This window comes from Sphingobacterium sp. NGMCC 1.201703 (genome assembly GCF_047784615.1).
GTDB lineage: Bacteria > Bacteroidota > Bacteroidia > Sphingobacteriales > Sphingobacteriaceae > Sphingobacterium.
The window spans coordinates 339,077-363,182 of sequence record NZ_JBLOHD010000002.1 but is presented as its reverse complement, the minus strand read 5'-3'; the positions used below and the strand labels follow the sequence as shown (position 1 = coordinate 363,182).

The window sequence follows — 24,106 nt, the reverse complement described above, 5'->3', positions numbered from 1 at the left end:
ATGGATGACTGCATTGATGTTTTACGTAAAATAAACACCGAAATAAGGCTATTTGTTTACAGCGACAATATCAAATGGAATAGGAATGGCACAGCGGGGGGAGGTATAGGCTAAGCTGTAATCAGGAGCAAAGCTTAGGTTTAGGAAAGTAGCATAGCTTCGGGGTGCTTCAATAAGTTCTGAACGGTTAGTTTGCTTGTTAACAATGCTTCGTAATACGGTGTTGGAACCATTATTTTAAAGGTCTTACGGGCTGTTTTAACGAAAAAAAGTGCCCCATGGATGACCTGTTTGTCGTCAATAATCAACGTATGTTGTGTAACTGGCTGCTTGCCTAGTTTTTCCTTTTCGACGAGCTGTAAAAGTTGTTGCATTGTATCAATATATTTTGCCAAAATTACCAAATACTTATCATTTTTTAGTTTTTTTTTATTTGCAGTTATTTAATAGATATCTACTTCTTTTGCTTCATTTTTATCTTTTTGTAGGTGATAATCGTTTTAGCATATGAAAGTTTTCAAAGAAATACGCAATCGATTGCGTATTCCGTCCGCTAAATTTTAGCTTGGCAAGCAGGAAGTTTTGCTAAAATATATTTTACTTTTTTAGCTTTGTGCAACAAATATCCAATAAAACACTATTATGAGTGGTATAAAAACACTAGGTCAATTTATTATAGAAAAACAAGCCGATTTTCCCTATGCGAAAGGCGAGCTGTCCAGGCTGTTGCGCGATATCGGTATAGCAGCAAAAATCGTTAACAGGGAGGTCAATAAAGCTGGACTGGTTGACATCCTGGGGGATGCAGGACAGACCAATATTCAGGGGGAAGGGCAGAAAAAGCTGGATGTATATGCTGATGAGCAGTTTATCAAAGCGCTCCAAAGCGGGGGAGAATGCTGTGTGGTTGCCTCTGAGGAACATGAAAACCCCGTTTACATGCAGTCTGGAGTTTCTAAAAATGCAAAATATATTGTTTGTATAGATCCACTGGATGGTTCGAGTAATATTGATGTAAATGTTTCCGTAGGAACCATTTTTTCGATTTACCGTCGGCTTTCGGATACTGGGGTATCTTGTAATAGCAATGATATTCTACAGCATGGAACCAAACAGGTTGCTGCAGGATATGTGATTTACGGAAGTTCGACCATGTTGGTGTATACCACAGGCAAGGGGGTGAATGGTTTCACTTTAGATCCTTCTATAGGTGAATTCTGTCTGTCACATCCCGATATGAAGATTCCCGAAGCTGGCCATATCTATTCGATCAATGAGGGGAACTATTCTAAATTTCCGAATGGTGTCAAGCAATATATCAAGTATTGCCAAATGGAAGATGCTTCCACCCAGCGCCCCTATGCTTCCCGTTATATTGGATCTATGGTTGCGGACATTCATCGCAATTTATTAAAGGGTGGAATATTTCTTTACCCTACTACTTCCGCCCATCCGAATGGAAAGTTGCGACTGATGTATGAATGTAATCCGATTGCTTTTATTATTGAACAGGCCGGAGGCAAGGCCACAAATGGATATCAACGTATTTTGGACATTGAACCCAAGAGCCTGCACCAACGAACTGCGGTTTTTTTGGGTAACTCGGAGATGGTCGAATTGCTCGAGGATTTCCTGCAAAAACAGCAGTAATTCATTCTGTAGTGATTCGATGACAGGTAAGATTCGTTTGCCAATAAGAATTATTTATCTTTGTCCTTAGAAAATGGCTTCATTATTGCGAGGCCATTTCTTTTTCATTATTTGTAGTATGTCACGTTTTTTAGTTTTTATTTCCTTCGTTTCAATTTTATTTTTTTCCTGTAAAGAGAATCTCCCCACTTATGGTGATGTGCTTGCAAAAGGTTTTGAGCAAAAATCTTATAAGGAATTTGATACAACAGCCTATATGAAGGTATTTAGGGAGGTGTATGGAAAACAGAAGGCCAAACTGCATAACCCCAGTTGGATGAAGGACTTGTCTGATTCTACCGATGGAATGACCTTAATTGCCGGACATTTATTCGATAGTAGTATTGATACGCTATTGAATTATTTCGAGCGCAGTGAAGAACACGGGCTCCGTAGCAGCTATTTTCATACAACAGAGATCAAGGAAACTTTATTTTCTCTCCGTAAACTGAAACCTAAAGATGTAGCAGAATCTTATCCGTTGTTGGCGAAGTTGGATCTCCTGGGAACCGATGGTCTAGTAGCCTATGTAAGCAGCATGAAATATGGTGTTATCAATCCAAAACGTTTGTACGGAAGGTATTTTGTACCTCAAAAACGGATGAACTATGCCAGCGTAGTTCGCCTATTGGATAGTGTTGAGATCGGATCATTAATGGCTGGTATTCAGCCAAAAAACCAGTATTACATCCAATTTCAGGATTTACTGGCAAATGGTAATCTGGATGATACCCAAAGAACAAAAGTGCTGATGGTGCTTGAAAAATTGCGTTGGATGGGAGAGGCATTTCCAGACAAATATGTATTTGTCAATATTCCGGAACAACGATTGCACATCATGGAAGACGGAAAAACACGCCAGTTGATGAATGTATGTGTTGGCGAAACTGATAATCCAGCTTACACCCGTAAAGGGGAAAACCATGAAACTCCAGTTATGCAGGGCATTTTAGATGCTATGCAGGTCAACCCCGTATGGAATATCCCAAGTAGTATCGTAAAAAAGGAACTATTGGCAAGTGTGCGTAACAATCCCAACTATCTAGCTTCACGCAATATGGTGGCCTATTATAAAGGAAAGCAGGTGGATCCCAGTACTGTAAATTGGCATGCCGATTCGGTGGAGAAGTTCCGTTTTAAACAAAATCCTGGCTCAGATAACTCTTTGGGTAATGTGAAATTCTTATTTGAAAATGCTTATTCGATCTATCTCCATGATACACCGGCCAAACAAATGTTCGGACAGAGCAACCGCGCCGTAAGCCACGGATGTGTACGGGTTGAGAAACCTGTAGACTTGGCCAGCTACCTTGTCAATAACGAGAAACAGGCAGAGAAGATTGCCCATGAAATAACAACAGACTCGATCTCGAAATCACGTTGGGTAACACTGAAACGTCAGATGCCTGTATACCTTACTTATTATACAACCTGGCTAGATGACGATGGTAAACTAGTTTCCTATCCAGATATTTATGGATATGACCCACGATTGAAAGAGGCGTTAAAAAAATATTGGACAAATTAGAAAAGACTTAACTGGAGAACGGTTTGAACATGCCCCAAAAAAGCTAGACACTTATTTTGGGGTATTTTTTTGTGATGTTTCATCTACTAATATTCGGAGTTATAGGCTAGAGCCAAACGAACAAACGGATAATCTTTGTTGACATTTTGATGATCTTTGTAATGGCCTTCAAGTCTAAAATATCCGGAGTAAAGATTGACACCAAAGTTTTTCCATATCCGCACAGATGCACTGGTGGATGCGGTGTGAAGATAATGATGAGATTTATTGCCACTGATCGTGACAAAATACCCACCGCGGTAATCTATGCCAAATTTTAAGCGATTGAGTGTGCTTAGCGTGGCGGAGGCACGGATGTCTGCTCCGGGACCATAATCATAGGTACGACTTTCGCCGAAATGAAGATAGGGATCAGGCACTGCTGCCAGTACAACTGGACCACCTCCCAGTATAGTACTCAATTTCGTCCGTGTACCGATATTGTAGTTGGAAAAAATATTGTAATTGATACTCTGTGAGCCGTAATAGAAAGCTTCATTTCGCAAAAAGTCAAAATGGGCAGAAACGATACCACGATGCCGACCTGTTAAATTGGATAAAATACGATTTCCGTAGAGCGAGGCGTAGACATTCACAGCATTTACGATCGAGCTATCATCGGATCCAATTTCGAGATTTAGAAAGAAATCGTCGAATGGTTTCTTTTTGTCAACATCATCGTTGTTGTAAATCAATTTTATACGTGCATAAATGTCATTTTTACCGCGGTTGAGTACATCATGCTCTTTGGCATCAAATCGACGGATCCCCAATTCCACTTCGGTATGCACCAATGAGCTATCAACCACGGCACCTTTTGTTGTATTACCCCAACGACCGTCGAGCAACCGATTTAAACCATTCATCGGATTGATCAACATCGCCAAAATTTCCTTTTTATTACGTTGTCCTTTCGTAACACTTGGTCTGGCGAGCAGATGCTGTGAAAGACGATGAGTCATTTCTCCTAGGATTGTTCCGCCAAAACTGGTATTGACAATATCGTTGATCGAAGGAGGTTCGGTTTCACCCGCTGTCTCCCAGATGTAACTTCCAGCGACGGTTGCCAGCGTAGATTGCAGGAAACTAAAATTGTTGGATCGGAATGAGTTGAAATAGAACTGACCATGGTAGGGATGTGCAATCTGATTCGTCGCAAAAAGATTGTCGTCCCATGTCCATGCGGAAAACTTCAGATGACTGAAGAAGTTTTTGAAGGAAATATGGGAGACAGGGTCTTTCCGGATGAAATAATTGACGGATGCAGGTATGGCCTGAATAGAGAACCATTCTATTCCGGCACGTAGAAAGTTTTTTTTCTGATAATTTGCGATGCTATCGGGTAGATTGGCATTGACCCGATCTGAAATCCATTTTATCTGTCGCATCGATACAGTTATGCTATCCGTTAAATTTTGTGGGGCGGCGAAGCGGATTATGCTGTCTGTTGGTGGTTCTACCTGTATGCTGCCTGCTGCCGACAGGGGATTTAAAATTGAACATTGTACAACAGGCTGACTCATATAGGTAGAGCCCCTAACTGTGGAATTGGTAAAGACCGGCGGCCCAAAAATGGTAATAAATAGATTTAGAAATAAAAATAAAATAGAACGATATATAGTTGGAGATTGTTTCATATGGGTTAATATACTGTTTTGCAATAAAACTTGCAATAAATAACAAATAGTCATTAAAAGTGTTTTTACGATTGCGATTTCTTTGTGTTTTAGACGCTGTAGCTTGGTGATTTGCGGTATTGATTGTTACCTTTGCAGGGCTTTAATACTGTTCAACTGAATTTTGATATGAACAATACCTTTGAATTTTTTAATGTGCGATCGGTCAATTTTAAGAACGAGCTATTTGCCGGTTTGACGGTTGCCATGACCATGATACCTGAATCACTTTCATTTGCAATATTGGCTGGCCTCCCCCCTTTGACAGGACTTTATGCAGCTTTCTTAATGGGACTTGTGACAGCCGTTTTAGGTGGAAGGCCCGGTATGGTATCTGGAGGCGCCGGTGCGACGATTGTTGTTTTGATGGCGCTTGCAGCAAGTCATGGTATCGATTATCTTTTCGCAGCTGTTGTCCTGGCGGGTATATTGCAATTTTTGGTGGGTCTTTTTAAATGGGGGAAATTTGTCCGGCTGATTCCGCAACCGGTAATGTATGGTTTTTTGAATGGGCTGGCCATTATTATTTTCATGGCGCAGGTTGTCCAATTTAAAGTGAATAATGGAACAGGCACAGCGTGGATGTCGGGGTCAACTTTATATATTATGGGAGGGCTTACGGCATTAACGATGTTGATTGTGCTTGTTTTTCCCCGACTGACAAAAGCAGTTCCGGCGTCTCTGGTCGCTATTTTAGTCGTTTTTGGTCTGGTTTCCCTATTGGGGATCGAAACAAAAAAAGTAGTGGATATCGCTTCGGTCAGTGGATCACTGCCGCGTTTTCATTTGCCCAATGTTCCCTGGAGCTGGGAAACATTGCAGTTGATCTTTCCCTATTCACTTGTGATGGCCGGCGTGGGCCTTGTTGAGTCTCTGTTGACTCTTAATATGGTGGACGAAATTACAGCGAGTAAAGGGAATGCAAATCGCGAATCTATGGCGCAGGGACTTGCCAATACAGTTAATGGATTTTTTGGTGGGATGGGTGGATGTGCCATGGTTGCTCAGACGCTGGTAAATTTGAATGCTGGTGCAAGGACGCGGCTATCTGCTTTTATTGGAGCCATAACAATCCTTGTAATTATTTTGGTTGGAGCGCCGTTTATTGAACAGATACCAATGGCCGCACTTGTCGGCGTAATGATGATGGTGGCGATTGGAACTTTTCAATGGGTGAGTTTACGTATCATCAACAAATTTCCGAAATCGGATATTTTTGTCGGTGTGCTTGTTGCTGCAATAACGGTGTTATTGCACAATCTAGCTTTAGCTGTGCTTGCCGGTGTAGTGGTATCGGCATTGGTTTTTGCCTGGGATAATGCAAAACGTATACGGGCAAGAAAGTATCTTGACCGGGACGGTGTGAAGCACTATGAAATATATGGCCCTCTTTTTTTTGGTTCTACTGCTAATTTTTTGGATAAGTTTGATCTTCTAGAGGATCCGGATCGCGTCATTGTGGATTTCAGGGAAAGCCGTGTCGTAGATATGTCCGCGGTAGATGCATTAAATAAAATCACCGAACGTTATGCCGCAAAAAATAAGAAGATAGAACTATGGCATCTTAGTGAGGATTGTCGTTCCTTGCTCAAAAATGCAGAGGGAATCGCAGTCGTTAATATTATGGAGGACCCGACCTATCAGGTGATGCCCGGGAAATAGCTTATTTTCTTTTTAACACAATGAAAAGTTCGCTACCCTGACGTTGGGGGATACTATTGGAACAGTCTTCCATTTTTAAAATATGAAAGTCTTTCTGAAACAATTGTTGATACCCTGATTTTTTTCCGCCAAAAGGTGGCCCCTCGGAGTCGAATTCACGATTAAACAATAAGCCTGCAAGAATACCATTGGGATGGAGCAATTCAGCTATTTTGTTGCTGTATTTTTTGCGTAGGCTGGGATCTAATGCACAAAAAAAAGTCTGCTCGAGGATATAATCGTATTTTTCTCCATGCTCAAAAAAATCTTGGCAGATAACGCGGACCTGTGCAGCTTCCCCAAAATTTTTTTGAACCTGATGGACTAATGTTGGTGCGATATCAAGTAGCGTGATGTTTTCAAATCCGCTCTCAAGTAGTGCTTTCGCTTCATAAGCATTACCACAGCCAGGAATCAAAATAGAAGCTTCTTTGGGAATCACCGTCTCCGCATATTCGATTAATGCCGGTGAGGCATAGCCAATATCCCATCCGGTCTCCCTGTTTTTATAGCGGCTGTCCCAATATTCTTTATTCAAATCCAATATATCCATTGTATTATACACTTGGTAAATCAAGCGATCCAATTTAAGGAAATCTTGTGTAATACGGCATTATTTTTGTTTTTTTACCTGACAACCTGTTCATAACGTTAACAATAACCTTGATAGAGATGAAAAATATTAATTCGCTTTATTGTAGGTTTTTAACATTTTGTTTTTTGTTTTTTAAAACAAAAAACAACTTTCGGATTTATTATGATGTATTATTTCAACTAAAGAACGATTGTTATATGTTACTTAATAGGAGGATCTCTGTCTTATACTTCTTAAAGACCATTCAGACTGATCTGGTTCGAATAGTATTTTTTGGCTGTCTAGTGGGCCTACTGGCAAAACACAAAGACTTTCTCACACTGGAAATTCCTTTATCTTTAATTGCCATCGTTGGTACAGCGATATCGCTTTTGCTGGCTTTTCGAACTGCACAATCTTACGATAGATGGTGGGAAGCACGTATTGTTTGGGGCGGAATTGTCAATGATTCACGTAGCCTAATTCGTCTTTTGCAGACTTTTATCAATAAAGATCAGGACATCCATCTAAAAATGTTTGTTGAAAGACAGATTATATGGAATTATGCCTTGAGCGAATCGCTGCGAAAGGAGCCGTATTCAAAACGGGTAAGCGACTATTTGGAAAATTATCAAATAAAGGATACAAATGCTGTTTATGGAATTTTAAATGCGCATGGAAAGCATTTGCGTTTATTGGCCCAGGAGGGATTGATTACTGAATTTAGGCAGGTTGCTGTAGACGAGATGTTAACGCGATTTTCGGATTCAATGGGGCGATGTGAGCGGATCAAAAATACGGTTTTTCCGGTGTCTTATGGTAAGCTGATCCATTTTCTGATTTATCTATTTGCGCTCTTATTGCCCTTTAGTCTGAATGACGATGTTATCTTGGTGAAAATGATGCTGACGATTGGTATTCCCATTATATTTATTATTATCGAACGTACTGCAATCTTAATGCAAGATCCCTTTGAAAATAAACCCATGGATACGCCGATGACAACGATCTGCCAGACCATTGAGATGAATCTGTTGGAGGCTATTGGCGAACCTGCTCCGAAGCCAATAGCTCCTGCTGAGCAATTCTATTATATCCTTTAATTGGTTGACCGTAAATTTTAGCTATAATCGGATAGCTACATCACCAGATTAGGTTTATAAAACTATCCGATTATAAAGTTTTGTGCAAAGCTACCTTTAAGTGAGCAGGCTTTGGTTATTGCGGTGTCCGCAATGTCTTAATCACGGCAGCAAATTCTTCCTGTTCATAGCCCGCATCTTTTGCTCTTTTGAGCCAATTTGCTGCAAATTGCGGGAATTCACTATTTATTCCACTTAATTTTGCTGTTGCAAGAATTCTTTCTGTTGCCTCTACAGAGATGGCAAGTGGACTTTGGGAAAGCTTAAAATCTCCGCTACTGATTACGGCACCCTCATGCTTTAAAAATTCGCCCATTCCTGGGGCAATTTCTGCGATGATATTGCCATACTCCCTGACGTCAAAATTTTCGGATTCGGCAATTAGAGCGCCATGTAGAAAACCTGCTGCTGCGCCATAAATATAAGAGAGTGTAGCGGTATCCATGGCCGCCGCAGTACCAATATTTTCGCCTAGATATTTTAGATTTCCACCCAGAATTTTCAATGTATCTTCGATTTCCAAATACTTTTCGCTATTACCCGAAAACAGTATTGTTGTATCTGCCTGTGCCATCTGTTCTGGCGCCACCTGTATAGCTCCATCAAGGTAACTAGCTGTTTTACCATTAAACCAGGTTTCACTTAAACGTGCTTCCTCCGATGTACCTGTAGTCAATTGCACAATGAGTTTGCCCGCTAATGCATGCCCCGTTTCGATTGATGAAAAAAGATCATTCGCTACTGAATAGTTAAGAACGATAACGATACTCACTGGACTTGCCTCAATGGCCTCGCTGATGTTTTTTGCTAATCGAGCCCCTTCTTTTACTAGTTGATCTGCTTTCGCTGCGGTTCGATTGAATACGGTGACCTGAAAACCTTTTTGTAGATAGAGCTGTGCTATTTTTATACCCATTGGACCTAGGCCGATAATGCTGATTTTATTTTTCAATGTCTCCATGTGCTTCTTTGTTTATTTTTATGCAACAAATATGAGGACAAGCCGGTACGCTGGCAATAAGGGAAAAAGGATTCAGCCAGGGAAAAATTATTCCCTATGGAATTGCAAAATTCAGTAGTTTTAATGAAAATTATGAAATTATGTATAGTAAAAAGATTCCCGAAGATCTTGACTGTGGCATAGTCGTCACAATGAAAATACTTGGTGGAAAATGGAAAGCCTGTATATTGTATGGTATCAACAAAGGTAGTCTGCTGTTAGTCCAGAAAAGATAATTGTATATGAAACTGCACTACAAGCTGAAGCCTTTAACATTGATCGAATACTTTTGCATAGCTTATATACCGCTTTAATTTCTTTGCGCTCATGTTCGCTAGCACAATACTAATTCGAAATATTCATCCCTTATGAAATGCAGTCTTAGTCATGAGTTTCCCGTATTCTTTATTTGTGTCGAAAATAAAATCGAGAGCATATGTTATTATTTTTTGGGAAATCCAAATCATTGTGAACGGGAAATGCTTAAATTAAGCCTATCTTCTTAAAACAACGAAGTATTACAGTTGTTATGTGCATTAATTCTTCTTTACTAAATAATACTGATAAAAAAGTAGATTTAAGATATGAATAAAGAACAGCATTATTTGGATATAAACAGAACGTCCTGGAATAATAGGATAGATTCACATCTCAAATCAGAATTTTACGATCTTCCGGGTTTTCTTCAGGGGAGAAGTTCTTTGAATGAGATTGAGCTAGATCTGCTCGATGATATTCAGGGGAAAACAATATTGCATCTGCAATGTCATTTTGGTCAAGACACAATTTCACTGAGCCGGCTGGGTGCTGAAGTAACTGGGATCGACTTGTCCGATAAGGCTATTGAAAGTGCGCGAAAAATTGCTGAACAGACCAATTCTGATGTTCGCTTTATCTGCTGTGATCTATACGATCTGCCGAATCATTTGGATCAGCAATTTGATCTTGTTTTTACGAGCTACGGTACAATCGGATGGTTGCCTGATTTGAATAAATGGGCACAGGTTATTTCGAGATTCTTGAAACCGAATGGAAAATTTATATTTGTCGAATTTCATCCTGTCGTTTGGATGTTTGATAATGATTTTGAGAAAATCGGCTACCGATACTTTAACTCAGGAGCTATTATAGAAACCGAGACAGGAACTTATGCGGACAAAAATGCGGCTATAACAGCGGAGTATGTTATGTGGAATCATGGTATAAGTGAAGTGGTCAATAGCCTGATAAAAAATGGGCTCCAAATCGCACAGCTTGATGAATTTGATTATTCCCCCTATAATTGCTTTAGCGGGACGATTGAATTTGAAAAGAATAAGTATCGGATTGAACTATTGGAGGATAAAATTCCAATGGTCTATGCGATATTGGCTATAAAGAATTAACGTCAATACATGGGTATTCCGTACGCTTACAAGGGCATATTCTTGGTGTTGAGCTGAAAAGGACGAAACATTAATCCTTCGTCGCGATGCGAATATGGCACGGAGCCCTACATAAAAGGGATTTTGATAGCTTTAAGTAAGTTGTCGACCTTTGAGGGGGGGGCGGATTGGACACTGTAATGGATATATAGAAGCGAAGATGCCGAATAATCCAGATTAAAAAATTAATCAAATTCATTTCGTCTGTATAGCATTGAGATATATCCTAATATCCTGTTCAAGTTTTATAGGGTATGTATAGCCCAATTTATTCGCTAGTTCCCTGCCAATTTCAGCGACGAGATCGGCCATTGCGAATAGCGCCGTCCAATTTTCATTGATATCGCCGCCTGAAAAAGTCCGCATTACTTCCTCCCAGGTTTTCTCGGTCAGGTATTTTTTGAATAGGCGTCCATGTTTATTGGTTGTGATGTTCCAGTCATGCTGGCTAGCAATATGCCACTCAATCAGCGGTACCAGATAATCGGTACGTATATTGTCTTCGGACATAAATTTTGCATAAAAAATATCTTCCCTGACAAGACATTTGGCTACATAAGTACAGTCCCACCAAAAATCGTTGAGTAGCTGTCTTAATTTTTGCTCGGTAGGTTTTTTTATGATTGACACCCGATAGGAGGGTTTTTGTATCGCTTCCGTTATGCCCTCTTTGTCAAGTAGTACTTGATAACCAATATCCCAATCTTCACATAACGGGCTTTGGCGCACCTCTTCCAAAAAATTAGGCTTACTATATAACTTAAAATCAACTTTTGTGTGATCTGCGTATAAAACCATCTTCATGGCATGTTTGCTATCGAAGTAGCTTTCATCCTCTTCAATCATGGCGATAGGAGTGCCAAAGTTATTTAACCAATTCTTATCGGCGACATACGTGGTATTGTCATCAAATACAAGTTCGATATCTAAATCACTTAACTCATCGACAGGTGCCAGTGGATTTACCAAAGAACTGGTTAGAAGAACTGCCCGAATATCCGGATTTTCTTGCGCCCAATCCATAATCTGCTGTAATTTTTCTGCTCGAGTTTGCATATTTTTAGTTTATTTATGGGGGATAATCCCGTTTATTTTTTAATGAGGACGGCTTGCGGCCGTTGGTTTTGCAAAGGCGTTAAAACAGATTTATCTTCAAGTGATTTTTAACTATTAAGATCTGCCTCGCGGAAGACTACAGCCAATTTAAAAACCGAAGAGTCCGCTAAAGATAACAATACAATATATTCCCATCGCCAACAGCAGATTGATGCACAGCGCTGCATATTTCTTCTTCGCAAATAACCAAATTGATTCTATTACTGTATAAATGAGGAGCGGAATTCCAAAACCGAGCATTTCGAAATAAAATAAATAGCCAGCACCCAGGCGATCATTTTCTTTATGCATATACCATTGGGAAATAATGATAATAAGGCCAATTAGTATTAAGATACCCAATCTTATTAAGAGATGTCTTTTTAATTGTTTATCTCTCAAAATAGGTGTGCGAGTGAAGAAGACCGTTCCTGCAAAGTAAGCTATGATGAATATAATCCCTATAAGCTGTCGGAATGTGTAAGATATATTAAACCAACCATTTGTATAGAGTGACCCTATAATTAGTGTTGATAAAAGAAAATAGCCTATCGTTTTATAGTTCATGTGGTAAAATAAACGTTTTGCCTATACCGGATGACTCAAGCCTTTTTGTTGGAAAGAATTCACTTTCTAATAGCAATTTAGGTATAAATCACAATTATAGCAAAAATAGAAAGTGAAGATTCATTTGCCAAAAAATGTATGGAGATATTAGTCCTTGAAATAAAAATTGTAAACGATTACTAATGACAGTATTATTTAATGGTACTGGTTGTTTTATTGCTTTAATTTGCATTTTTTGCAATATTATGCAATAATATGCTTCTATTTTGATTTATTATTGATAGTTTTGTACGACTAAGCCTAGACAAGTCTATCGCTATACTATTTTAGTTTATCTCAAATTATATGGAAATTAAATCATTACCCATTCGTCCGGATACAGCGAGAAATGCTGTCAGGTTTATCTTTTTTGTGTGTGGGTTGGGACTCGCCAGTTGGGCACCTGTCGTTCCTTATGTTAAGCAAAGGCTTGGAATAGATGATGGTGTATTGGGACTTTTGATGCTTCTTATCGGCGGCGGAGCTCTTTTTATTATGCCATTTTCGACCATCCTTCTAAATAAATTTGGAACAAGAAAAATTATCTTTCTTTCGGGTATCACGCTCGCATTGATACTGCCGATGTTGTTAATTGCTAATTCGATCATAACAATGGGGATTACACTATTCTTTTTTGGTATGTGTATGGGAGGAATAGAAGTTTCCGCAAATGCGCACTCAATCCTTATCCAGAAACTCTTTGATCGGCCGATCTTATCCGGTCTGCACGGTATCTTTAGTGTGGGAGGATTAACGGGGTCGCTCGGATTAGGACTGTTGATAAAGTTAGGGTTTCAGGCTACCTATGCCATGTTATTGATCTCCTTACTGATCGTTGTAATTATGTTCGTCATGTATCGTAGGTTGTATGCGCATGATGATGAAATACGCATTAATAGTCATCATGATGACAAGAAAATGGCTGCAGGTCAGTCCAAATGGGCTGGTTGGTTCAATTTGCATGTTTTATTTCTGGGCATGCTCTGTTTCTGTGCTTATCTCTCCGAAGGTTCAATGTTGGATTGGAGTGCGGTATTTTTGCATGAGGAAAAAAATGCACCGCTTGAAATTGCGGGGATAGGGTATGCTGCCTTTTCCATCGCCATGGCAACAATGCGACTTTTTGGCGATGTACTTGTTGTCCGGTTAGATCATCGGGTTGTTGTGGTCGGAGGGGGACTCTTAGCGGTATTCGGTTTGCTGGTAGCTGTTTTATCACCTTCTTATTGGGGTGCATTAGCCGGATTTATCCTATTGGGCTTTGGTGCCGCTAATATTGTTCCGATTTTATTTAGTCATGCCGGAAATTTAAAAGGGGTTGGGGCATCAGCAAGTATCCCGGTTATGTCAACATTGGGGCACTCGGGACAGTTGTTGGGCCCCGCCTTGTTGGGTGGAGTTGCCCAATTTTATGGAATTTCAGTCTCGCTTATCGTCGTTGCTTTTCTTATGCTTTCACTTTCCGTGTCTTATTGGATTTATTGGAAATTCCAGGCTAGAAAATAAATTCTTGCAAACTATAGCTGGGCAATTACCTCTTGTGATTGGCCAACTATAAATACTCAGTTGAACGTTTTATTTTGCAGGTCAGCAACAAAAAAACGATGTGCATCAGTCCAGTTCTTCAACCGTTCAAATCGGTGCTCATTGACATTGTGAAATGTATTAAACATAAGCCCTTTTCCAGAAAAACTGTCTAGATTCTTTAGATGATCGTCAATAAGAAAATCGGTGTCGATAATACCTTTATTCCCACAGAATACGATGTTCTTCCACGAGATAAATGGAAAATATTCCTGTAGCCATTCCCGTTTCTCTAAAAGACTATTGGGAAATTCCATTGCGGCAGATACAACAAAAATTTCATAATAGTTTTGTAATTCCTTTACCACGTCTTGTGCATCTTGTGCAACAGGGATACTGCGGAAAAAACCTGGTGTATGCAAATACCGTAAGACTGCCGTCTGATCAGGTAAACAATCCGCTTCCTTCAGCCCTACGATATCGTTTTCATTTATCCGTATACCCGTTTCTTCAAAATAATGTGAAAGATAGTGCCGTTGGATGTCTGCAAGTACACCGTCCATATCAATGGAAATTGTCTTTTTTATCATAAGTTTTATCTTTATTATTGCACAAATGTAATTATATAATTGCAAAATATTGCAATTATAGCAAATTTTTGCAATTCATTTTATTCTGGTAAATCTATATATTTGTTCCTATGCTAAAGTACGATCGTCTGCAAACCATTTTAGATATCACCAATAGGGAGGGCTCGGTTTCATTTCAAACCTTGAGCAAAAAGCTTTCGGTATCTGAAGATACCATACGGAGAGATATCAAGGAATTGAATGATCGGGATCTTCTTCGCGCAGTACGGGGGGGAGCTCACAGCATTGTGCAAAAAAAATATCATTATCGTGATCGCGAGAAAGCAGGGCTGGAACAGAAAAAGATTATTGCACAAAAAGCTTTATCATTAATAAAAGATGATCAGGTACTTTTTTTCGATGGGGGTACATCTATCCTGGAGTTGACTAAAATTTTACCAAAGGATCTTAAAGTCACTATCATTACAAATAGTTTTCCTGTCGCGAGTGTGATCGAAGACCATCCTTTGATCGATATCATTTTTTTGGGAGGCCGACTTTATAAGTCCGCCTTTACCACTTTTGGCAATACTACGTTGGAAAGCATTGCCAATTTTAAAGCTGATTTATACTTTTTGGGCGTTTGTTCAATTACTCCTGAAAATTTGTCCTGTAATTATCAGGAAGATGCTGAAACGAAACGTGCAATGATGAAACAGAGTGTTCGCATCGTTGGATTGTGTACTTCCGATAAGTTTGATACGGAGTCAAGCTTTATCATCGATAAAACCAAAAAGCTTGATATCATTGTGACAGAACATGAATCAACGAGTCCCGAAATGCGCAAATATATCGCTCAGGGGATCGAGCTGCTTTAGACAAACAATGATGTCGCAGTTTTTTTGCTACATCATTGTTTGTTATCATAGCTATTTTGCGGCTTTGATCTGAATGTCCAATGTAAATTCGTCCTCAATCGCCCGATTCCCGAGGTCAGAGAAAAAGCTGGCCGAACGATATTGGATATCAAAATCCAATCGATTTACCTTTACACCCAATGCTTCGGCCGAAAGTCCGTCAGTGGTGCTGGTTACCTTTGCGGGAAAAGATATCGTTTTCGTTTTGTTTTTAATGGTAAGATTCCCTGTGATTACTGGAGTAGCCTTGCTGTTATCCACTTTGCTGATAATGAATTTTGCTGTTGGATACTTCGGTACATCAAAGAAATCTTCATTTTTAAGATGGCCAGTTAGTTTTGGCGCATCAGTACATGCCATCGAATTCATATCAATGGTAAATCCACCACCGGTAATTTTACCTTTATCTGTTTGGATCGTTCCGTCTTTCAAGGCAATGGTACCAACATGACCACCGACGACTTTCTTCGCATTCCATTTGATTGTTGATGATTGCGTACTGACTTTATACGTTGTTTTTTGTGCAAAAGCAAAGGAAGTACTGCAAATAATAGCAATGAATAATAAGGTTCTTTTCATAGAGATGATTTGTTTAAAATCAAATATACAAGAAAGTAGGCAAATTCAAATGAGTAAGGTAATGATTATATAAACGATAGTTTTAAATCAATGATTGTAACCATTCCTGAAAAAAATGGGTAAATTTTTATAACATGATTTATTCTGTAAAATTAAGGATATCAGCTCCTGACCCGTATAAAGTTGGCTAGGATGGGAACTTATCCATTGTAGGAATATTATCTTTTAAGCGGTCCAATATATTTATAGCTATTGATGAGTATGCCAGTCGGCGTTGCCTTTGAGTTGAGGAAGACAAGTTCCTGGGCGAACACCTTATCTGAGAGTAGGCGCTTGCCATGTCCCAGCAAAACGGGGTAGGTAATGAGTACCACTTCGTCCACGAGACCCTGCTCAAGTAATAGCGAGGTCAGTGTAGAACTACCTACAACAATCAGATCGGGACCATCCATTGACTTGAGGGCATGAATCGCACCGACAATGTTCGCACCCAAATTTTTTACTGGCCCCCAGGTTAGACTGTCGGGATGGTGAGTTGCAACATATTTCATTGCAGCATTTATGGCGTTGGCCATAGGAAAATCTCCTGCATTGGGCCAGAAGCCACTAAAGATATCATAGGTCTGACGACCTAAAAGCAGGTCGAAGTCTGAGCCATATGCCTGAAAGAGCATTTCCGCTCCTGCGGGACTTCTATAGGCAGTTGTCCATGCACCATAGGCGTAATCCCCATCGTGTTCGATGATGCCATCAAGGGAAATGTGTTCGAAAATTCGGATCTTTCTCATTGTTTCAAGTGTTTGATTATCAATTCAAATTTAGCGAAGTCTAAAAGTATGTATGAGGTGCAATTGCGACAATATAAGGGGGTAAAACCTTGATGTCAATCTGTTGTTTTTAGGAATAATTACGAATTGTACGAAGGTCGATGCAATACGATTTACGAACAACATACGGAAATGTATAAAAATATGTAGAACTTTAATCCTGCAGATACCGGTGCATGTGGATTTTAAATCTCCCTGTGCCAACGGTACATTCGGCGATGTAAAAAAAGATACGCATATGGAATTTTCACCTTTCAACAACGTTGTTAAACTTTGTCTTCAGGGTATGAGCATGGAAGAGGCCAAGCATACTGAAGAAGCCCTTAACTTATTTATGCAAGCTTGGAACGAAGCCACAGACGATCACGAACACTTTCTTGCGGCTTATTATATCGCCCGGAATCAAGAGGCTATTTCCGACAGATTGACATGGCTGGAGGCGGCCTTGAGCCATGCATTAAAACTAAATGATGATACGGTTAAGAGTGCTTTGCCAAATCTTTATTTGAACCTTGCCAAATGCTATGAAGCGCTAGGGGATAGCGATAAGTCTCATGGATATGCTGATCTGGCTGCAGTCTTGGGTGAAAAACCATCAGATACCGGTCCTTTTTATCATGGTACAAAAGCTGATTTACCAGTGGGTGCGTTATTAACAGCGGGAGGTAATTCCAACTATCAATCTGAACTTACCATGAATCATATTTATTTCACTGCATTAGTTAACGGAGCTGGACTCGCGGCAGCTTTGGCAAGAGGCGATGGTCGCGAACGCGTTTATATTATTGAACCTATGGGAAGCTATGAAAATGATCCAAATCTAACCGATAAAAAATTCCCAGGTAACCCGACACGTTCTTACCGCTCCACAATGGCATTGAAAATCATCGGTGAAGTAAGCGACTGGGTCAGACCGAGCCCTGAAGAGCTTCAGCGGTTCCGTGAACGTTTGGCAGACAGTAATGGGGAAATAATCAATTAAGTCTACCGTATTTAAGGATCGATCGACTTGATGTAAATAAATTTCTTCGTACTAAACGGAGAATAGACTATAAAAGGGGGAAAATCCAGCAGATACACTGTGGATAATCTCACGATTTATTATCTTTTGCTTTGCTCTAAGAGGGATATTACCTGTCCAATATTGTAGAGAATGCTAGATTGGTGCTTCTAAAGAAAGCTCATGAAGATAATCAGGGGTTATGAGATTGATTTTGAAAGGGATTAAAATTTGAAAGGGATCAAATTGACTGTTCAGAACGGTTGACCAAGAACATTTTGCGATTTTCATTGTTTGTTCAATGTCAATAATGCCTGACAGATTCTTTTTTTCGGGCAAATCCCCATTAACGTTCGCACAACGTGGTAAATGGATCTTATTTATTGATAATTTGGATCCAATTGGTATTTTATAAAAAACAAAAGAATGATTAAATCGAAAGGTTACGCGGCGAAGGATGGCAATTCCCCGCTTGAATATTGGGAATTTGAAAGAAGAGAACTTGGTTCAAATGATGTGCTAATCGATATCTTGTATAGTGGTATTTGCCATTCAGATATTCACCAGGTGCATGATGAGTGGGGTGGGACACAATATCCAATTGTTCCGGGGCATGAGATCGTTGGTCGCATCAGTGCGGTAGGCAGTGCGGTGACCAAGTTTAAAAAAGGTGACCTAGCCGGTGTTGGTTGTATGGTGGCATCCTGTGGTGAGTGCGATAATTGTAAATCGGATCAGCAACAGTTTTGTTCGGAGAAGAAAACTGTGTGGACTTATAATAGCACCGATGTGATGCACGATCACTCTTGCACCTATGGTGGGTATAGCGATAATATTGTGGCTGATGCAGACTTTGTCTTGCATGTGCCGGAATCGCTTGATATCAAAAAGGTAGCTCCTTTACTTTGTGCGGGGATCACCACTTACTCGCCCTTGAAACGATGGAATATCAGCAAGGGGCATAAAGTTGGCGTGCTAGGGTTAGGTGGTTTAGGCCACATGGCAGTGAAGATCGCTGTCGCCATGGGAGCTGAAGTTACGATGATAAGCCATTCGCCCCGTAAAAAAGCAGATGCGGTGCTGTTAGGTGCCCAGAAGTTTTTAAATACGCATGAGCCTTCGGAGTTGAAGGAGTTTTCAGCATATTTTGATTTTATCATAGACACCGTATCGGCACCTCATGATTATAATCTCTATTTGGCATTGCTAAAAACCAAAGGTGTATACATCTGTGTTGGTATCCCAGCAGCGCCAATGGAAATTAACGGACGATCGATTATGGGAGGAAATAAAATTTTGACGGCTTCAAGCATTGGTGGTATACAGGAAACACAGGATATGCTTGATTTTTGTGCTGAGCATAATATCCTTCCAGAAACCGAATTGATTGACATCGATTATGTGAACGAGGCTTACCAACGTGTATTGGACAGTGATGTAAAATACCGGTTTGTCATTGATATGGCTTCGTTAAATAAATAGTGTCAACAACATGAAAAAATAGGAATCGTCCACTATTGAAGTGAACCTCAAAAGTTAGACGGATTAACAAAATTAAGTTTTTTGTGCTAGAGCTCGGTAGAATACCGGGCTCTTTCCATTTAGCAAAAACGGTGATTGATATGAATGATAATTTGTTGCGCATTTTGTTAACATTGATCTCCAAAAAAGGAAAAACAGCAGGTTTCGGATTTTTTACCTTGATTGATAGGCCTAATTTTGAGCTGTTGAAAATTATCGTCATGGAAAATATAGTATCTAGATTGCTGGCCAGGGATTGGACAGCAATCACCAAGGAATTACATGATAAAGGTTTTGTAATAGTACCCGATCTATTAAATCAAGTCGAATGTGATGAGCTGGTTGCAGCTTACGGTGCTGACAATAGGTATCGAAAAACTATTGTAATGGAACGTTATCGCTTTGGTTTGGGGGAATACAAATACTTTCAATATCCCTTGCCCGAGCTGATTACGACAATAAGGGAAAAAGTATACGCATTGATTGCACCAGTCGCCAATCAATGGATGGACGAGCTTAATATGGACCGAAGATTTCCAGCTTCGCATGCTGCCATGCGAGAACTTTGTCAGCAGCATGGACAGGTGGAATCTACCGTCCTTATTTTAAAGTATAATACAGGCGGATTTAATACGTTACACCAGGATCTATACGGTGAAATTTACTTTCCCATGCAAATCGTATTGCTGTTGGATCAGGTGGATCAGGATTATACCGGTGGTGAGTTTGTTATCACGGAACAGATACCAAGGGCGCAGTCTAAGGTTAATGTCTTAAAACCCAAGCGCGGCGATATGATCATCTTTACGACTAATTTTCGCGCAGCGAAAGGCTCCAAAGGCTATTATCGGGTCCATATGAAGCATGGTGTTAGTCCATTGCACAAGGGGCATAGGCATAGTCTTGGGATTATATTCCATGATGGCCTTAGCTAAGACTAAGAGATTCTTGTAGGTAAAATAGCCGATTTAAATTATAGGTATGTATACAATAGATCAAAAATTAAAAACGAACTATGATCAGACATATGGATTTGGGAGGGACAGCTGCTGATAGAACGAAGTCCTTAAGTTCCTTCATTCGAAAGGGAGAAATTACCTTGGGCGGATATAAAAAGGCTAAGATTTACGGCCGTCTAAACTGTGCTAGTGGCAAACGGATGAAAGTCGAGCATCGTGTTTTCTTTCGGGATGAAGCTGATGCCGTCAGCCATGGATATAGACCATGTGCTCATTGTATGCGGGAAAAGTACAAGGAGTGGAAAACTAAGCAGCAGGGCTTGGAGCACACTTAAAATAAACGCAGATCTCGGTCTGAAAATTTGCAAGCACATTTTAGTTTGCCAGATGGAGATCGTTAAAGGAAAAGTGGAAGTCGTGTTGCGTTGACAATTTCTTTCATGACAAAATAGCTTTCCATATGTCTGATTCCTTTAATCGTTGCAAGCTTATTGAAGTTAAATTCATGATAATGGTCGACATCTCTGACCATAACCTTGAGCTGATAATCAAAAGCTCCTGTCACATGGAAGCATTCGACCACTTCCGGAAATTTCTGTATTTCTTCCATAAATAACAAAGCACTTTCGTTTGAATGCTTTTCCATACTGATCGATACAAGAACCATCAGGTTCAGGTCCAGTTTTCTTCGATCCAGCAAATATACCTTTTGTTTGAGCACAGCCATAGCCGTCAACTTCTTAATCCGTTCGTATACAGGAGTCATGGATAAGTTGACTCGATCGGAAATTTCCTTGTTACTCATGTTGGCATCCTGTTGCAAAAGGTCCAAGATCATAAGATCTTTTTCGTCTAATTTCATTGTTGTAGTAATTTAAATCTAAAAACAAAGGGGTATAAGCCTGTTGTTGGAATCGCGAATCTAAAAATAATAATATTTCAATATAATTTTACTTAAATAAGTTTAATTGCAGGTATTTATCACTATTATTTAATTTAAAGTAGTAAATTTATATTACTTAATATCAATTACCAACCTATAAAAAGAATTATGAGTGATCCCCAATTAAAGAAAGTCCTTGGCCCCGTCATGTTGTGGGGATTGGGGGTAGGGTATGTAATCTCAGGAATGTATTTTGGATGGAACCTTGGTCTGGCAGAAGGAGGGACTTTAGGGTTAGCCATTGCGACTATATTCGTCATAATTATGTACCTAACCTTTACCTTCAGTTATACAGAAATGGCATGTGCCATACCGAAAGCTGGAGGGGCTTTTGAATATGCCAATAGGGGACTGGGAAAACAATTGGGGTTTGTCGCAGGGATTGCTCAAAATATAGAATTCGTTTTTGCACCGCCGGCTATTGCAGCGGCGATAGGTGCTTACCTTCATTTGCTTCATCCCGGGGTAGGCTACCTTACTTTTGCGATCGGAGCCTATCTGATTTTTACAGCAATGAATATTTTAGGTGTGAAACTCGCTGCTTCGTTTGAATTGGTTGTGACAGTCCTTGCGGTTATTGAATTATTGATATTCGCCGGGGTGACGCTGCCAGCATTTGAATTTTCTAATCTTCAACAAAATGCACTTCCCAATGGGTATTCAGGCATTTTTGCATCCATTCCATTTGCCATCTGGTTTTTTCTAGCCATTGAAGGGGTCGCCAATGTGGCTGAGGAAACCATCAATCCACAGAAAAATGTATTGATCGGTTTTGGATCAGCTATCGTTACTTTGGTCGTGTTGTGTATCATTACATTTTTATCAGCGGTTGGTGTCGCTGGCTGGGAAGCCGTTGTCTATCCACCAGGAAGTACCGAAGCCTCGGATTCTCCTTTACCTCTTGCTATTGCCAACGTCATTGATAGCTCCCATATTCTATACAAATTACTTATCGGGGTAGGGTTGTTGGGGCTTATTGCGTCGTTCCATGGTATTATTTTGGCCGGAGGGCGCGCCACTTTTGAATTTGGGCGGGTAGGATATGCACCGTCTATCTTAGGAAAAGTTCATTCACGCTTTAAAACACCAGCTAATGCGCTATTGGTCAATATGGCTGTTGGTATAGTCGCGCTACTGACGGGGAAGACGGCTGGGATCATTACCATTGCCTGTTTTGGTGCAATCAGTCTCTATATTATATCCATGTGGTCTTTTTTCGCCTTACGCAAGAAAGAACCCGCATTGGAGCGCCCATTTAAAGTTCCTTTGTATCCTTTATTTCCTATGCTTGCGCTGATCATCGCCCTGATCTGCCTGATTGCTATGATTTACTACAATCCATTGACAGCCTTATTATTCTTTGGGCTTGTCATCTTATCATACCTCTATTTCTTAATCTTCCTTGACAAGGATAAAACCATCAAATCATGATCGACAAAAAAGAAATTATTTCCAAATTAAAGGCAAGTACCAGTACACACGTCAAAGTCGCCGTAGCTGATATTGATGGCGTATTGCGGGGCAAATTTATGCACCGTGATAAGTTTATCTCTTCATTGGACAATGAGTTCGGCTTTTGTTCTGTCGTATTTGGATGGGATGTCAATGACCAAGTTTATGACAATGTGGAAATTACTGGCTGGCATACCGGTTATGGAGATTTTCCCGCTCGTATAGATGGAAATACCTTCCGAAAGATACCCTGGCAGGAGGATGTCCCATTTTTTCTGGCTGACTTTGAATCGACACATGCTACAGATCAAAATGTGTGCCCGAGGGCGCTGTTAAAAAATATCATAGCACAGTCTGAACAGGCTGGCTACAAACCCATTTTTGCACAGGAATTTGAATGGTTCAATTTTATTAAAGGTGATATCAATGCATCACAGAACAGCTTTAAAGAAATGACACCGATTACCTCCGGAATGTTCGGTTATTCCATCTTGCGGATGTCTGATAATTACGGGTTCTTTCGTGATCTTCTTGCGATGCTCGAACAGTTTGATATTCCCTTGGAAGGTTTGCATACTGAGACAGGACCTGGCGTAATGGAGGCGGCGATTCAATGCAGCAATGTGCTGGAAGCTGCAGATCGCGCTACACTTTTTAAGTCAGCCGTAAAGGAGATCGGTAAAAGACATGGTATTGTCGCTAGCTTTATGGCCAAGCAGACGAAAGAATTACCGGGCTGTAGCGGTCACGTACATCAGAGCCTCTGGGACTTAAAAAAAGAAAAAAATCTATTTTATGATGCCGACGATCAGTTAGGCATGAGTGAACTGATGAAGCAATTTCTTGCTGGACAACTGTATTGTCTGCGGGATATTCTACCCTTATTTGCACCAACTGTTAACAGCTATAAAAGACTCACGGAAGGCGCTTGGGCTCCCACGACTTTAACCTGGGGGATAGACAATAGGACTACGGCCCTGCGGGTCATCGATGGTGGACCAAAGGCTACACGTATTGAACATCGGGTGGTTGGTTCGGATGTTAATCCATACCTCGCCATAGCGGCTTGTCTAGCGAGTGGACTTTACGGTATCAAGCATAAACTATCCTTGGACAATCCGTATACTGTGGGTAATGGTTATAAGGATTTGCAACATGGCGTTTTACCAAGAAATCTCTATGAAGCTACGAACCGGATGGCGCAGTCTGAAATAGCATCAGAATTGTTCGGTGAAAAGTTTGTTGACCACTTCTGTAAATCCAGGTTATGGGAATGGCGGCAGTTTTCAGAACAAGTAACGGATTGGGAAACAAAAAGATATTTTGAAATTATTTAACTGC

Annotated in this window: 24 protein-coding genes; 14 read left to right on the top strand and 10 right to left on the bottom strand. The window is 40.2% G+C overall.

Going from position 1 to position 24,106, the window contains the following annotated elements:
* Nucleotides 1–140 precede the first annotated feature (140 nt).
* Complete coding sequence (locus ACK8HY_RS06885; protein WP_416133196.1) at nt 141–374, bottom strand: hypothetical protein; 234 nt, start codon at nt 372–374, stop codon at nt 141–143.
* 268 nt (nt 375–642) lie between these two features.
* On the opposite strand from ACK8HY_RS06885, the gene fbp reads away from it, so the two are divergent.
* Together fbp and ACK8HY_RS06875 are read left to right on the top strand one after the other, a co-directional pair.
* Nucleotides 643–1,650, top strand: coding sequence for a class 1 fructose-bisphosphatase (fbp, locus tag ACK8HY_RS06880; RefSeq protein ID WP_077432745.1), 1,008 nt, complete (start codon nt 643–645; stop codon nt 1,648–1,650).
* Nucleotides 1,651–1,768: 118 nt separating this feature from the next.
* Nucleotides 1,769–3,217, top strand: coding sequence for a L,D-transpeptidase family protein (locus ACK8HY_RS06875; RefSeq protein ID WP_175991927.1), 1,449 nt, complete (start codon nt 1,769–1,771; stop codon nt 3,215–3,217).
* Between the two features lie 86 nt (nt 3,218–3,303).
* On the opposite strand, the gene ACK8HY_RS06870 is transcribed toward ACK8HY_RS06875, so the two are convergent.
* On the bottom strand, nt 3,304–4,893 hold the full coding sequence (locus tag ACK8HY_RS06870) for a DUF3943 domain-containing protein (RefSeq protein WP_175991928.1): 1,590 nt from the start codon (nt 4,891–4,893) through the stop codon (nt 3,304–3,306).
* A 168-nt stretch (nt 4,894–5,061) separates the two neighbouring features.
* Between ACK8HY_RS06870 and ACK8HY_RS06865 the strand changes: the two genes are divergently transcribed.
* Complete coding sequence (locus ACK8HY_RS06865) at nt 5,062–6,594, top strand: SulP family inorganic anion transporter (RefSeq protein WP_077432748.1); 1,533 nt, start codon at nt 5,062–5,064, stop codon at nt 6,592–6,594.
* Nucleotide 6,595: 1 nt separating this feature from the next.
* Here ACK8HY_RS06865 and ACK8HY_RS06860 read toward each other — a convergent pair whose 3' ends face one another.
* Nucleotides 6,596–7,186: a methyltransferase domain-containing protein gene (locus ACK8HY_RS06860; RefSeq protein WP_416133195.1), complete on the bottom strand. Its 591-nt coding sequence runs from the start codon at nt 7,184–7,186 to the stop codon at nt 6,596–6,598.
* A gap of 239 nt (nt 7,187–7,425) precedes the next feature.
* On the opposite strand from ACK8HY_RS06860, the gene ACK8HY_RS06855 reads away from it, so the two are divergent.
* Nucleotides 7,426–8,310: a bestrophin family protein gene (locus ACK8HY_RS06855; RefSeq protein ID WP_077435687.1), complete on the top strand. Its 885-nt coding sequence runs from the start codon at nt 7,426–7,428 to the stop codon at nt 8,308–8,310.
* A gap of 115 nt (nt 8,311–8,425) precedes the next feature.
* Here the strand turns inward: ACK8HY_RS06855 and ACK8HY_RS06850 are convergent, their stop codons facing one another.
* On the bottom strand, nt 8,426–9,310 hold the full coding sequence (locus ACK8HY_RS06850) for an NAD(P)-dependent oxidoreductase (protein ID WP_416133194.1): 885 nt from the start codon (nt 9,308–9,310) through the stop codon (nt 8,426–8,428).
* Nucleotides 9,311–9,450: 140 nt separating this feature from the next.
* Between ACK8HY_RS06850 and ACK8HY_RS06845 the strand changes: the two genes are divergently transcribed.
* Entirely contained in the window at nt 9,451–9,585 is a 135-nt protein-coding gene (locus ACK8HY_RS06845) for a hypothetical protein (RefSeq protein ID WP_262507800.1), read from the top strand.
* Between the two features lie 348 nt (nt 9,586–9,933).
* A complete protein-coding gene (locus ACK8HY_RS06840) occupies nt 9,934–10,734 on the top strand; it encodes a class I SAM-dependent methyltransferase (protein ID WP_077432751.1) in 801 nt (266 codons plus the stop codon).
* Between the two features lie 234 nt (nt 10,735–10,968).
* Here the strand turns inward: ACK8HY_RS06840 and ACK8HY_RS06835 are convergent, their stop codons facing one another.
* Nucleotides 10,969–11,829 (bottom strand): AadS family aminoglycoside 6-adenylyltransferase, encoded by an 861-nt coding sequence (locus ACK8HY_RS06835; RefSeq protein WP_077432752.1) that lies wholly within the window; start codon nt 11,827–11,829, stop codon nt 10,969–10,971.
* A 147-nt stretch (nt 11,830–11,976) separates the two neighbouring features.
* Entirely contained in the window at nt 11,977–12,435 is a 459-nt protein-coding gene (locus tag ACK8HY_RS06830; protein WP_077432753.1) for a hypothetical protein, read from the bottom strand.
* 345 nt (nt 12,436–12,780) lie between these two features.
* Here ACK8HY_RS06830 and ACK8HY_RS06825 point away from each other — a divergent pair, with 345 nt between their 5' ends.
* Nucleotides 12,781–13,980, top strand: coding sequence for an MFS transporter (locus ACK8HY_RS06825; RefSeq protein WP_172395306.1), 1,200 nt, complete (start codon nt 12,781–12,783; stop codon nt 13,978–13,980).
* A gap of 56 nt (nt 13,981–14,036) precedes the next feature.
* Here the strand turns inward: ACK8HY_RS06825 and ACK8HY_RS06820 are convergent, their stop codons facing one another.
* Nucleotides 14,037–14,588, bottom strand: coding sequence for a 5' nucleotidase, NT5C type (locus ACK8HY_RS06820; RefSeq protein ID WP_077432755.1), 552 nt, complete (start codon nt 14,586–14,588; stop codon nt 14,037–14,039).
* 110 nt (nt 14,589–14,698) lie between these two features.
* Here ACK8HY_RS06820 and ACK8HY_RS06815 point away from each other — a divergent pair, with 110 nt between their 5' ends.
* Complete coding sequence (locus ACK8HY_RS06815) at nt 14,699–15,445, top strand: DeoR/GlpR family DNA-binding transcription regulator (protein WP_416133193.1); 747 nt, start codon at nt 14,699–14,701, stop codon at nt 15,443–15,445.
* 51 nt (nt 15,446–15,496) lie between these two features.
* On the opposite strand, the gene ACK8HY_RS06810 is transcribed toward ACK8HY_RS06815, so the two are convergent.
* Nucleotides 15,497–16,063, bottom strand: a complete 567-nt coding sequence (locus tag ACK8HY_RS06810) for a YceI family protein (RefSeq protein WP_416133192.1) — start codon at nt 16,061–16,063, stop codon at nt 15,497–15,499.
* Nucleotides 16,064–16,281: 218 nt separating this feature from the next.
* Nucleotides 16,282–16,851, bottom strand: coding sequence for a dihydrofolate reductase family protein (locus ACK8HY_RS06805; protein WP_077432758.1), 570 nt, complete (start codon nt 16,849–16,851; stop codon nt 16,282–16,284).
* 607 nt (nt 16,852–17,458) lie between these two features.
* Between ACK8HY_RS06805 and arr the strand changes: the two genes are divergently transcribed.
* The 4 genes from arr to ACK8HY_RS06785 all read left to right on the top strand — a co-directional run bounded on the left by arr (nt 17,459) and on the right by ACK8HY_RS06785 (nt 20,705).
* A complete protein-coding gene (arr, locus tag ACK8HY_RS06800) occupies nt 17,459–17,872 on the top strand; it encodes an NAD(+)--rifampin ADP-ribosyltransferase (protein ID WP_416133372.1) in 414 nt (137 codons plus the stop codon).
* A gap of 444 nt (nt 17,873–18,316) precedes the next feature.
* Entirely contained in the window at nt 18,317–19,372 is a 1,056-nt protein-coding gene (locus ACK8HY_RS06795) for an NAD(P)-dependent alcohol dehydrogenase (RefSeq protein WP_077432759.1), read from the top strand.
* Nucleotides 19,373–19,512: 140 nt separating this feature from the next.
* On the top strand, nt 19,513–20,346 hold the full coding sequence (locus ACK8HY_RS06790) for a 2OG-Fe(II) oxygenase (RefSeq protein WP_416133191.1): 834 nt from the start codon (nt 19,513–19,515) through the stop codon (nt 20,344–20,346).
* Between the two features lie 80 nt (nt 20,347–20,426).
* A complete protein-coding gene (locus ACK8HY_RS06785) occupies nt 20,427–20,705 on the top strand; it encodes an Ada metal-binding domain-containing protein (protein ID WP_416133190.1) in 279 nt (92 codons plus the stop codon).
* Between the two features lie 62 nt (nt 20,706–20,767).
* On the opposite strand, the gene ACK8HY_RS06780 is transcribed toward ACK8HY_RS06785, so the two are convergent.
* Nucleotides 20,768–21,232: an Lrp/AsnC family transcriptional regulator gene (locus ACK8HY_RS06780; RefSeq protein ID WP_077432761.1), complete on the bottom strand. Its 465-nt coding sequence runs from the start codon at nt 21,230–21,232 to the stop codon at nt 20,768–20,770.
* Nucleotides 21,233–21,421: 189 nt separating this feature from the next.
* Between ACK8HY_RS06780 and eat the strand changes: the two genes are divergently transcribed.
* Together eat and ACK8HY_RS06770 are read left to right on the top strand one after the other, a co-directional pair.
* Nucleotides 21,422–22,744 carry an ethanolamine permease gene (gene eat, locus ACK8HY_RS06775; protein ID WP_077432762.1) on the top strand — a complete coding sequence of 441 codons (1,323 nt, stop codon included), beginning with the start codon at nt 21,422–21,424 and terminating at the stop codon, nt 22,742–22,744.
* Nucleotides 22,741–24,102 (top strand): glutamine synthetase family protein, encoded by a 1,362-nt coding sequence (locus ACK8HY_RS06770; RefSeq protein ID WP_416133189.1) that lies wholly within the window; start codon nt 22,741–22,743, stop codon nt 24,100–24,102. Before eat ends, ACK8HY_RS06770 begins: the two co-directional genes overlap by 4 nt.
* Nucleotides 24,103–24,106 lie beyond the last annotated feature (4 nt).